We start from the raw sequence: 12,812 nt of genomic DNA on the forward strand, positions 1-12,812 counted from the left end.
CAGCTTTTAAATGTTAGGCGCCCAATTATCAACCACATCAGTATGAAGCGGTAATATAGACAACAGATTGATCCCTATAACCTTTATCAATTAGACGGTGGCAGTCAGATACTATGGACACTCAGCGATTATTAAACCATCAATAATTGGCTGTACTTTAAAAGGTTGATAAATATGCATTATTATTTATCAGCTTTTATAAAACATCTGGCTGCGCATCACGACTCAATAATAAATAGTAATATTCATATCTAAGGAGTATATCGATGGCTGATATCAAAGCCCCCGTTTTTCCAGAATCGGTTGCCGATGGCACGATCGTTGAATGGCATGTCACTGAAGGCCAACAGGTTAGCCGTGACGACCTTTTAGCAGAAATCGAAACCGACAAAGTAGTACTCGAAGTGGTCGCACCTGATGATGGTGTGGTCACAAAAATTGTCAAGCAAGTCGACGATACTGTCGAATCTGCAGATTTAATCGCCGAGTTTGAAGCCGGTGCAAGTGGCAGTACCGATGCTGCTGATAGTGCGGATGCTCCAGCAGTCGATCCAGATCAGCCTGCGGCGCCAGTACAGCCAAAGCAGGCCACTGATGGCGGTGAGCCAGCACAAGGCGCAAGCGCTGCCGAAGCCGATCATAAAGATCAAAGCCCAGCGGTGCGCAAAGCTGCCAAAGAGTCTGGCATCGATCCAAAGAATGTCGAAGGCAGTGGCCGTGGCGGCCGTGTGACCAAATCAGATATGGCCAGCCCGACGCTAAAAGCAGACAGCTCTATCAAGTCTGACAGTGGCCGTCCAGTCGCTGAGTCAGTGGGCGAGCGTACCGAAAAGCGTGTACCGATGACCCGTCTACGTAAGACAGTGGCCAACCGTCTATTGTCAGCGTCACAAGACACGGCGATGTTGACGACGTTTAACGAAGTCAATATGAAGCCACTGATGGACATGCGCAGCAAGTACAAAGAGCAGTTCGAAAAGCGCCACGGTGTGCGTCTCGGCTTTATGTCGCTGTTTGTAAAAGCGGCTACCGAAGCTCTAAAACGCTTCCCAGCGGTCAATGCCTCTATAGATGGTGATGACATCGTCTATCATGGCTACTATGACATCGGTGTGGCGGTTTCTTCAGATCGTGGCTTGGTTGTTCCTGTATTACGTGATACTGATCATATGAGTATGGCGGATGTCGAGAGCAAAATCCGTGAGCTCGGTGGTAAAGCGCAAGACGGTAAGCTGGGTCTTGACGAGATGACTGGCGGTACTTTCACTATCTCTAACGGTGGTGTCTTTGGCTCACTGATGTCGACGCCGATCTTGAACCCACCACAGACGGCTATCTTGGGTATGCACGCTATCAACGAGCGTCCTATGGCGGTCAATGGTCAAGTCGAAATCCTACCGATGATGTATCTGGCACTGTCCTATGACCACCGTATGATCGATGGTAAAGAGGCCGTACAGTTCTTGGTCACTATCAAAGAGTTGGTCGAAGACCCAACCATGCTTTTATTAGACCTATAAGCCTTTGAGCTTGTATCGGCAATCGTCGATACAAGCTTTTTGCTTTTGAGACAGATGGCTTTTGCTTTCCCTATCATCCCAGCAGCACTGTAACTCTTTTAAATTGAATCGATTACGTCATCAGTCAATGAGCTCAAATGGTGTATTTACTGTTTGCTGATTTTATATTTAATGACTGATTTTTACTTTTTAATGGCTGAATGATTTACCCTATCCTTGATAAACTGCCCAATGAGTCAGTTGATAATCAACCTTAAAAGCAAAGCTAACACCTAAATTAGAACCTAAAAATTAAATAGGAACCTATTATGAAAGACAATTATGATTTAGTCGTCATCGGCGGCGGTCCTGGTGGTTATGAAGCGGCTATCCGTGCCGGACAGTTGGGTATGAGCGTAGCTTGTATCGAAAAACGTGTCTATAAGGGTGAGCCAGCACTTGGCGGTACTTGCCTAAACGTCGGCTGTATCCCATCAAAAGCGCTACTCGATAGCTCGCATCGCTATGAGGCGACTAAGCATGATCTGGCTGAGCATGGCATCAGTACTGGCGACGTGGCCATCGATGTCGAGCAGATGATCGAGCGTAAAGAAAACATCGTTAAGCAGCTGACTGGCGGTGTGGCGGCATTACTCAAAGGCAATGGCGTCGACTGGCTACAAGGCTGGGGCACCCTAGTCGATGGTAAAGGCGCTGACAAACAAGTGAAGTTTACTGCGCTAGAAGATGAGAGCGAGAGTACCATCACTGCCAAAAACGTCATCCTAGCAGCAGGCTCGGTGCCAATCGAGATTCCAGTGGCCAAAACAGATGGCGAGCGTATCGTAGACTCTACTGGTGCCCTTGACTTCACAGAGACGCCTAAGCGTCTGGGCGTCATCGGTGCAGGTGTGATCGGTCTGGAGCTGGGCTCAGTCTGGCGTCGTCTGGGCGCAGAAGTGGTGGTCTATGAAGCCCTGCCAAACTTCCTAGCGGCTGCTGATAAAGACATCGCCAAAGAAGCGGGCAAAATGCTGAAAAAGCAAGGCCTAGACATCCGTGTCGATACCAAGGTCACCAATGCTGAAGTCAAAGGCGATGAAGTGGTGGTCACCAGTGAAAAGAATGGTGAAGCCTCTGAAGAAAGCTTTGATAAGCTGATCGTCTGTGTCGGTCGCCGTGCCTACTCTGAAAAGCTACTGGGTGAAGACAGCGGTATCGAGCTGACTGAGCGTGGTCTGATCGATGTCGATGACCAGTGCAAAACCAATCTGGATGGCGTCTATGCCATCGGTGACTTGGTCCGTGGCCCGATGCTGGCGCACAAGGCGATGGAAGAGGGCATGATGGCGGTTGAGCGTATTCATGGCGATAAGATGCAAGTCAACTATGACACCATCATCAACGTCATCTACACCCATCCTGAGATCGCTTGGGTTGGTATGACTGAGCAAGACGCAGAAGCAGCAGGCTATGAAGTCAAGACTGGCTCATTTAACCTCGCCGCCAACGGCCGTGCACTGGCTCAAAGTGAAGCACAAGGCTCTATCAAGGTGGTCGCTGATGCCAAGACCGATCGTCTACTTGGGATGCACGCTATCTGTGCCGGCGCTGGTGACATCGTGCATCAGGGCATGATTGCGATGGAGTTTGTCTCTAGTATCGAAGACCTACAGCTGATGACCTTTGCGCATCCGACCATCTCTGAGGCGGTACATGAAGCAGCGCTCTCTGCCGATGGCCGTGCGATCCATGCGATCCAGCGCAAAAAGCGCAAGAAGAAGTAGCTTATCTAAAAACACCCCAGTGAGTTTTCAATAAAGCTGACTGGGTATTGACTAACTTAGCGAAGCAAATAAGTTAACGTCATCAGATTCACGTAGTCTACTATAGTTAATTCGAAATAAAATCGGTACGTTTATATTGCCGTGCTACTGGTACAAACTTTCCTTGCTTGCTGTGCGCTTCGCACTCCAGAGGCTTCACAACTGTATTTTAGAACAAAGCATCCCAGTAGCACCGTATTGGTTTTAAAATGCATCAACTATATCATAGTCGCTGCGTGGGTCTGCTGTGCTGTTTTAGATAGTTGAATATATTTTCACTTTTATGAATTGCCAAAAATAAAGGATACAATCAATGAATTTACATGAGTATCAAGCAAAAGAGCTGCTAAAAAGCTATGGTTTGCCTATCCAAGAAGGCATCGTCGCCCATACTGGCGAAGAGGCGGCAGCCGCTTTTGATAAGACCCCTACCGACATCGCCGTTATCAAGGCGCAAGTCCATGCTGGTGGCCGTGGTAAAGCTGGCGGCGTCAAGCTGGTCAAGACACGTGAAGAAGCCAAGCAAGTGGCAGAAGAATTAATCGGCACCAATCTAGTGACCTTCCAAACCGACGCTGATGGCCAGCCTGTCAACTTCGTGTTGGTAGCAGAGGACATGTATCCGGTACAAACTGAGCTGTATCTGGGCGCTGTCGTCGACCGCTCGACACGCCGTGTGACCTTTATGGCATCGACTGAAGGTGGTGTGGATATCGAAGAAGTGGCCAGTGCGACCCCAGAAAAAATCTTTAAGGTCAGTGTCGATCCTTTGGTCGGTCTGATGCCGTACCAAGCCCGTGAAGTGGCATTTAAATTGGGTCTGGAAGGCAAGCAGATCAATCAGTTTGTCAAAATCATGACCGGTGCTTATCAGGCGTTTGTCGAAAACGACTTTGCGCTACTGGAAGTCAACCCACTAGCAGTACGTGAAAATGGCGAAATCGTCTGTGTCGATGGCAAAATCGGTATCGATTCAAACGCCCTGTATCGTCTGCCCAAAATCGCTGCGCTACAAGACAAAACGCAAGAAAACGAGCGTGAGCTAAAAGCGGCTGAGTTTGATCTTAACTATGTGGCGCTAGAAGGCAACATCGGCTGTATGGTCAACGGTGCTGGCCTTGCGATGGCGACGATGGACATCATCAAGCTGTATGGCGGTAAGCCAGCCAACTTCCTAGACGTGGGCGGCGGTGCGACCAAGGACCGTGTCGTTGAAGCGTTTAAGATCATCCTAGAAGACAGCAGTGTCGAAGGCGTCCTAATCAATATCTTTGGTGGTATCGTGCGCTGTGACATGATTGCAGAAGCCATCATCGCCGCAGTAAAAGAAGTCGGCGTCGAAGTGCCAGTAGTAGTACGTCTCGAAGGCAACAACGCTGAAAAAGGCGCGCAGCTGCTCGAAGAGTCAGATGTACAGATCATCTCAGCGCAGGGCCTCGCCGATGCGGCACAAAAGATCGTCTCGGCCGTGGGCACCAATATCGTCCACTAAGCCTCGTCGCTGTGTTCAATAAGCAGCACTCAGCCGCCATGGCTTATGAGTGACTGCCTTTGACACAGCCAGCCAGATATACAAGATTATAATTAGGAGCAAATAATGAGTGTACTCATTGATAAAGACACTAAAGTATTGGTGCAAGGTTTTACCGGTAAAAACGGCACGTTTCATTCAAAGCAAGCCATCGAGTACGGTACCAAGGTCGTCGGCGGTGTGACCCCAGGTAAGGGCGGTCAGATCCATCTGGGCCTACCAGTATTTAACACCATGGCGGAAGCGATGGCAGAGACGCAAGCGGATGCTTCTGTCATCTATGTGCCAGCGCCATTTGTCCTCGACTCTATCGTGGAAGCGGTCGATGCAGGTGTGAAGCTGATCGTGGTGATCACCGAAGGCGTACCAACGCTGGATATGCTCAAAGCCAAGCGCTATATCGAAGCTGCAGATGGCGTGCGCATGGTCGGTCCGAACTGCCCAGGCGTGATCACGCCAGGTCAGTGCAAAATCGGTATCATGCCGGGTCATATCCATTTGCCGGGCAAGGTGGGCATCATCTCACGTTCTGGTACGCTGACGTATGAAGCAGTCGCACAGACGACTAAGCTTGGCTTTGGTCAGTCGACTTGTATCGGTATCGGTGGTGACCCTATCCCAGGTATGAACCAAATCGATGCACTAAAACTGTTCCAAGACGATCCCCAAACCGAAGCCATCGTGCTGATCGGTGAGATCGGTGGTACGGCGGAAGAAGAGGCGGCGGCTTATATTAAAGAGCATGTGACCAAGCCTGTGGTCGGCTATATCGCTGGTGTCACAGCGCCAGAAGGTAAGCGTATGGGTCATGCTGGTGCGATCATTTCTGGTGGTCAGGGTACGGCAGAAGAGAAGTTTAAGGCCTTTGAAGATGCTGGCATCGCCTATACTCGTGATCCAGCGAAGATCGGTGATAAGCTAAAAGAAGTAACGGGTTGGTAAACCCTTTATCTGAAAGATAGACCACTGAACCAATCAGTGGTTTACAGCTTTATGAATTAATTACTAAAGTTGCGTTGAAAAAAGATGAAGACACCTCTACAATGGGGTGTCTTTTTTTGTTATAAAAATGTTATGAAAAACAAGATATTGGTCACTGGCGGTGCAGGCTATATCGGCTCGCACACCTGCATTGCCTTGCATCAAGCAGGCTATGAGATCGTAGTCTACGACAACCTATCCAACAGCAGCCGTGAAGCCATCAATCGGGTCTCTAGCATTATTGCTCAGCCGATCGATTTTATCGAAGGCGATATCCGTGATGCAGATAAGCTCAGAGAAGTCTTTGCTGCGCATCAATTCTTTGGCGTCATTCACTTCGCTGGCCTAAAGGCTGTCGGTGAGTCTGTGGCCAAACCCTTACTATATTATAATAACAACGTCAGTGGCACCATCACCTTACTCGAAGTCATGGCTGAGTACGATGTCAAAAACTTAGTGTTCTCATCGTCTGCCACGGTCTACGGTGACCCTGAAACCCTGCCTATCGATGAGAGTGCCCCACGCTCTTGTACCAACCCTTACGGCCAAAGCAAACTGACCGTCGAGCATATCCTAGAAGACTTAGCCATCTCCGATGCCAGCTGGAACCTAATCCCTCTTAGATATTTTAACCCAGTCGGGGCGCACCCTTCAGGGCAGATCGGCGAAGACCCCAATGACATTCCGAATAACCTCATGCCTTATATCTCGCAAGTGGCCGTTGGTAAGCTGGAAAAGCTCAGCATCTTTGGCAATGACTATCCGACCGTCGATGGCACAGGCGTGCGTGATTTTATTCATGTTACTGATCTGGCGCAAGGTCATGTCGCTGCACTGAATTACTTACAGCAGCAAGTTAAGGTAGAGCAAAGCGCAGTCGGATTTCTCCCCATTAATCTAGGGACGGGTACAGGCACGTCAGTATTAGAGCTGGTTAATGCTTTTGCTCAAGTCTCTGAGCAGCGCATCCCATATCAGTTTGTCGCACGCCGTGCCGGAGATATCGCCAGTTGCTATGCCAGTGCCGACAAGGCCAAAGCGCTATTGGGCTGGGAAGCCAAGCTGTCTATCACGGAGATGTGTCAAGATACGTGGCGCTGGCAGAGTATGAACCCAAATGGTTATGACACAGCCATATAGTCAATTAAGTAACCAAAATCAATCAAATAACCAAACGAACTTTAAAAAGAGAGTCTGATGAAGAAGGTATTAAGCATTTTCGGTACACGTCCTGAAGCGATCAAAATGGCACCAGTGGTCAAGGCGTTAGAAGCCAATCCTAATATTGAATCATTGGTTTGTGTGACCGCCCAGCATCGTGAAATGCTCGATCAGGTACTGGCATTGTTTGACATCACGCCTGATTATGATCTAGATATTATGAAGTCTCAGCAGAGTCTCACACAAGCCAGCTCACGAATGCTCCTTGCGCTCGAACCTATCTTGCAAGAATGTCAGCCCGACCTCGTCTTAGTCCATGGTGACACGTCAACCACATTATGTGGTGCTCAAGCCGCCTTCTATCAGCAGATTCCTATCGGCCATGTCGAGTCTGGACTGCGCACGTATAATATCTACTCTCCTTGGCCAGAAGAAGCCAATAGACAGCTCACCAGTATCATCACCAAGCTGCATTTTTCGCCGACTAAGGCAGCAGCGCAAAACCTATACGATGAGCACAATAACCCTGACTATATCTATGTCACGGGTAATACCGTGATTGATGCTTTGCTCGATGTCAAAGACAAGCTAGAGACCAATGCTGACTTGCGAGCTGAGCTGCAGCAGCAGTTTTCTGAGCTCGACTTTAGCAAACGTCGGGTGCTCATCACGGGGCATCGCCGTGAAAACTTCGGTAATGGTTTTGAGTCCATCTGTCAGGCTATCAAGGATCTGGCAGAGAAATATCCTGATTATGAGTTTGTCTACCCTGTGCATTTAAACCCTAACGTCAAGGAGCCTGTCAATCGCTTATTGAATGGTTTGACCAACGTGAAACTGATCACCCCACAAGACTATCTGCCATTTGTCTATCTGATGAGCACCAGTCATATCATCCTGACGGACTCAGGTGGCATCCAAGAGGAAGCGCCCTCGCTTGGTATTCCAGTCCTGGTGATGCGTACCACGACTGAACGCCAAGAGGCGGTCGAGGCAGGTACGGTGAAGCTGGTCGGTACTCATGATGCTACCATCGTCGCAGAAGTAAGTAATCTGATCGAAAATGACGCCGTCTATCAAAAAATGAGCCAAGCCCATAACCCTTATGGCGATGGTAAGGCCTCAGAGCGTATTGCAGAGACCATCGTTGAGTTCTTTAACGCTGAAGCTTAAGTTTGCTCTTTTTTAATAATTAATAGCCAGTTCTTCTAAATTTATCTACAACGAGTATCAAAGTTATGAAAAATGTCTGCGTGTTTGGTCTAGGGTATATCGGTCTACCAACAGCAGCGATGTTTGCCCATCATGGGGCCAATGTCGTCGGGGTCGATGTCAATCCACATGCGGTTGATACCATTAATCAAGGCAAAATCCACATCGTGGAGCCTGGTCTTGAAGCGATCGTCAAGCAAGCGGTAGATAAGGGCACGCTCAAAGCCAGTCTCACCCCTGAACACTCTGATGCTTATCTGATCGCCGTACCTACGCCATTCAAAGGAGACGATCACACCCCTGATCTGTCTTATATTCAAGCGGTGAGCGAAGCGTTAGCGCCTTTGTTAGAGAAGGGCGATGTGGTGATCCTAGAGTCAACTTCACCAGTAGGCGCTACAGAACAAATGGTAGAGTGGCTGGCGGCAGCACGTCCAGACCTGACCTTCCCTGATTATTATCAGCCTGATCATGAAGCGGATATCTTTGTGGCTTACTGCCCAGAGCGCGTATTACCAGGCAAGGTAGTAGAAGAGCTGATATCAAATGATCGTATTATCGGCGGTATGACTAAAGAGTCGACTAAAAAGGCGCAGGAAGTATATCGTATATTCGTCGAAGGCAACCTGCTAGTGACCAACTCTCGTACCGCTGAGATGGCAAAGCTGACCGAAAATGCCTCTCGTGATGTGAGTATTGCCTTTGCCAATGAGTTGTCTATTATCTCAGATAAGCTCGATATCAATGTCTGGGAGCTGATTGAGCTGGCCAATCATCATCCACGTGTCAATATCTTGCAGCCTGGCGCTGGGGTAGGCGGTCACTGTATCGCTGTCGATCCATGGTTTATTGTTAATCAAAATCCTGAAGAAGCACGTATTACACGTATGGCGCGTGAGATTAATGATGGTAAGCCAAAGTGGGTAATCGCCAAGATTAATGAGCAAATAGAAGCGTTTAAGCAGAATGGTGTAGATAGACCCAAAGTAGCACTATTAGGTTTAGCCTTTAAACCGGATATTGATGACTTACGTGAAAGCCCAGCAGTTAATATTGCTAGGGATATGCTAGATGCTAATTCAGCAGAAATTCTACTAGTAGAACCCAATATTAATGAACTGCCTAAAAGCTTGATAGCTGGAAAACTAGTTGAGTTGGATTCAGCATTAGAGCAAGCAGATATCATGGTTTTACTTGTAGGACATAATCAGTTTAAAGCAGTTAGCATACCTCATGACAAACCCGTAATTGATGCTGTAGGTATTATTAAGTTTCATGAAGTTAACTAATTTTAAAAGATAAAAACCAGATCTCTCTGCTTAAGTATTAATATAAAAAATTGTATCAACATAACCAAAATCAGAGTATTAAGCATTTTTTATAATTGCTGGCGTAAATAATACTTTATTTGCTCTCTGGTATTTACTAAAGTGAATAAATCCTATTTTTAGTAACTATATCTAAAAGACTTTACCTGTACTTCTTCTAGTAATTTAGGCTCTGAGTGAGACTTCAGGTAGTTTATATTTGTATCAGTGTAATTTGATTTTAGACTGAAAGTCCTAGTTTGTTTAATCTGAATATTTAATAGAGTAAGCGGCTTTATGAGAGAGTATGTTTAATGAAAAATATTATCGAGAAGTATAAATTTTATAGCGATTCTAAAAATATTAACGATAAAAACTCAAGTTATTTATCTTATAGGGTTTTTAATCTAATAGATAAGCTAAAAAACAAGGGTTTTAATCATAATGACTTAATTGCTAAGGTTTTAATCTTATACTTGAGGAATGAAAAGATTAAAAACGGATATGAGGGATATGAAGTTGTTACAAATAAGGCATTAAAGATTATCGAGGAAACTAATAGTGTTCATGATCTAGTTAAGGTAATTGAAAAAAGCAATATAGATAATATTAGATTTGCAAAGTACTTAGAAGAACTAGATAGAGATAAAATAGTGCATGATGGAAAAGTTAATGAAATTTGGGCTAATGTTTTATTTTCTAATTTAACCAGTAATTGCTTTTCTTTAAACCAGTTTGCTGATGGAAAGTATAGAATATCTATAACGCATCGTAATAGTGAGGTGTTCAAGAATAGAAAGGCTTTAATCTTGTATTTTGGAGCGCTTCCTGAGTATATTAGAAAAGAAAAAGGATTAGCTCTTTCTGCAGACAGTCAGGCATTTACTTATATGGGGTCAGGAATAAAGAAAGATGGTGTATATAACCAAGACTTCTATATTGATGTTGATGAAAAAATTAAGAATATTGTTCTTTACTTTGCTACAACTATCGAAGATTTTAAGATAGAGACTTTGTCTATTCAAAATTGTGCGCTTAAGACAGTTAATGAAAAACAAGTAAAAAATGATTTAATCGATAATAGTTCCTCAATAAATCTACACAATTTAGATGCTAATGATATCGAATATATACTGTATGCAGATATTAATGCCAATGTAGTTGACGGCTCCTCTGTCTGGTATTCATCAATGGCTAGCATACTAGCCGCTCAAGGCAAAACAGCGCTTATTATTAAAGAAAATTTAAGACATGATCAAGTCATATCCAATATTGAGCATAACCATAATATAGAGCTAATTACGCCTGAAAAAATTGGTTACAACGGTGTAATAGATATAGAAACTGGCGTAGATTTAGTTCGGAAAATTGATAATATTTCACCCAATGTACGAGCAGTAGTTGTTAGAGGCTGTGAAGTAGCCTATCAACTATCTCAAACAAGACAGTTCTATAACCGGCTAGCAAGCTATATAACTGATTTTTATACTGTAGATAATAATGAACTTATCATAAACGACGAGAAAGTAGAGAAGTTGAAACTGATTAGCTTAAGGTCTGTTTATATACTCGTACAGACTAAAGCTATCAAGGATAAGATTGAAGAATTAACAAATAATAAATCAAAATATATTTTAATACCACCACCTATTAATGATAAGTTTTTGGATTCAACAAAAAGCTCAAGTCTGAGCCCCTTAGCTAATTCTGATGTTAATGATAGTCAAGTACAAAGAGCGGTTAAAATTGGATATGCAGGAAAAATCACACCAGGCTGGGGAATATTTGAGTTATTTGAATTTGTTGAAAGATTAAAAGGTGAAGGCAAAGAGGTAAAGCTCTATATAGCTGCTAATAAGATATCCTCTCCAACTAATTTAAAAGAGTTTCGCCAGACAATACAGAACTGGTTTAAGAAGCTTGATGTTAACTATTACAATGACTTAAATAGAGAGCAGAGTTTAGAAATGCTCTCTGGAATGGACTTTATTTGGTGTTTTAGGCCTGCAGACTTTGAGACTGCTACCCTAGAGCTATCCACTAAGTTAGTTGAGTCAGTAGCTATAGGTGGTAGATGTTTATGCTATCCTAGTGAAATTAATATTAATTCTTTAGGTAAGGATTACCCTTTTTTCATTAAGAGCTATCAAGACTTCAGAAAAGTACTAGGTAAAAAAACATTAAGCCTTGATCCTAAATTTTCTAAAAAAATATGGCAAAAGCATTCGCTGAAAAATATTACTAATGAATTCCATAGCCATTTTGCATCGATACCTTTGTCTAACAAGAAAATGCTATTTGCAGGGCATGATTTTAAGTTTATTGATGCTTATATCTCCTATCTAAAATCCAGACGTGTTCCTGTTAAGAAGGAAATATGGGAGTGGGGTGGTCATAAAAACCAAAAGCAGCTAATAGCAAATTATAAGTGGGCTGATATGGTCTTTTGTGAGTGGGGGCTAGCTAATGCAGTTTGGTACTCTAAACATAACAGCGATAACAAACCAATATATATTAGAATGCATGCTCAAGAAGTTAGAGAAAGAGCGCAAAAGTTTGGTAGACAAATAGATACCAACAATATAACAAAGATTATTTTTGTGTCTGAGAATATACGTCGTCAAGCGATTGAGATATTCAAATATGATATTAATAAGACCAAATATATACCTAACTTTGTAATGGATGATGAGTTTTATTTCAGTCAAAGAGACTTAAAGAAAAAGTCAGTCGTTTTAGGTGTTTTAGGTATTGTACCCAAGACTAAGCGTCTAGACAGAGCCGTATTGCTTCTAGATTCTCTAAGAAAGTCTGGCGTTGACGCGTATTTGAACATTAAAGGATACAGACCTGAAGAGCTTGAGTTTATGCGAGCTCCTTCTAGAACAAAAGAGCTAGATTACTATTATGAAACGTATAAGTTAATTGAGACATTAGGTTTAAGTGATTATGTGACCTTTGAGGGTTGGGGGGCCGATGTACGTGATTGGTATGAGAAAATCGACGTTATATTATCACCTTCTGAAAACGAATCGTTTCATTATGCTTTAGCGGACGGTGTGCTATCTGGATGTTTGCCTGTAGTTTGGAATTGGCCTGAAGCAGATGCAATATATCCTAATGAATGGGTTGTGAGTAATAACTCTGACGCTAGACAAAAAGTCGAAAGTTATATAAGGCATCATAAGGTTATTTGCATTACTAAAAGTAATAGAGAGTATTTAATTAGTAAGTTCGGTAGTAAGAAGATATTCAATCTACTAAGCGATTCTATTTTATAATCAGTTTTTAGTTA

8 protein-coding genes are annotated in these 12,812 nt (G+C 44.1%); all 8 read left to right on the forward strand.

All coding sequences use genetic code 11. The features are described 5' to 3' along the window. Positions 1 to 266 precede the first annotated feature (266 nt). The gene (odhB, locus tag J3492_RS04185; RefSeq protein WP_207990212.1) at positions 267 to 1,520 is read left to right on the forward strand and encodes a 2-oxoglutarate dehydrogenase complex dihydrolipoyllysine-residue succinyltransferase; all 1,254 of its coding nucleotides are present in this window, start codon (positions 267 to 269) and stop codon (positions 1,518 to 1,520) included. A 308-nt stretch (positions 1,521 to 1,828) separates the two neighbouring features. After that, entirely contained in the window at positions 1,829 to 3,286 is a 1,458-nt protein-coding gene (gene lpdA / locus J3492_RS04190) for a dihydrolipoyl dehydrogenase (RefSeq protein ID WP_207990214.1), read from the forward strand. Positions 3,287 to 3,638: 352 nt separating this feature from the next. Further along, complete coding sequence (gene sucC, locus J3492_RS04195; protein ID WP_207990216.1) at positions 3,639 to 4,817, forward strand: ADP-forming succinate--CoA ligase subunit beta; 1,179 nt, start codon at positions 3,639 to 3,641, stop codon at positions 4,815 to 4,817. Between the two features lie 105 nt (positions 4,818 to 4,922). After that, positions 4,923 to 5,798, forward strand: coding sequence for a succinate--CoA ligase subunit alpha (sucD, locus tag J3492_RS04200; protein ID WP_207990217.1), 876 nt, complete (start codon positions 4,923 to 4,925; stop codon positions 5,796 to 5,798). Positions 5,799 to 5,930: 132 nt separating this feature from the next. Next, positions 5,931 to 6,977: a UDP-glucose 4-epimerase GalE gene (galE, locus tag J3492_RS04205; RefSeq protein WP_243453096.1), complete on the forward strand. Its 1,047-nt coding sequence runs from the start codon at positions 5,931 to 5,933 to the stop codon at positions 6,975 to 6,977. 57 nt (positions 6,978 to 7,034) lie between these two features. Then, positions 7,035 to 8,171: a non-hydrolyzing UDP-N-acetylglucosamine 2-epimerase gene (gene wecB / locus J3492_RS04210; protein ID WP_207990221.1), complete on the forward strand. Its 1,137-nt coding sequence runs from the start codon at positions 7,035 to 7,037 to the stop codon at positions 8,169 to 8,171. Positions 8,172 to 8,236: 65 nt separating this feature from the next. After that, on the forward strand, positions 8,237 to 9,499 hold the full coding sequence (wecC, locus tag J3492_RS04215; RefSeq protein ID WP_207990223.1) for a UDP-N-acetyl-D-mannosamine dehydrogenase: 1,263 nt from the start codon (positions 8,237 to 8,239) through the stop codon (positions 9,497 to 9,499). Positions 9,500 to 9,831: 332 nt separating this feature from the next. Further along, positions 9,832 to 12,798 (forward strand): glycosyltransferase family protein, encoded by a 2,967-nt coding sequence (locus tag J3492_RS04220; protein ID WP_207990225.1) that lies wholly within the window; start codon positions 9,832 to 9,834, stop codon positions 12,796 to 12,798. Positions 12,799 to 12,812 lie beyond the last annotated feature (14 nt).

The organism is Psychrobacter coccoides, from assembly GCF_017498085.1.
Taxonomy (GTDB): Bacteria; Pseudomonadota; Gammaproteobacteria; order Pseudomonadales; family Moraxellaceae; genus Psychrobacter; species Psychrobacter coccoides.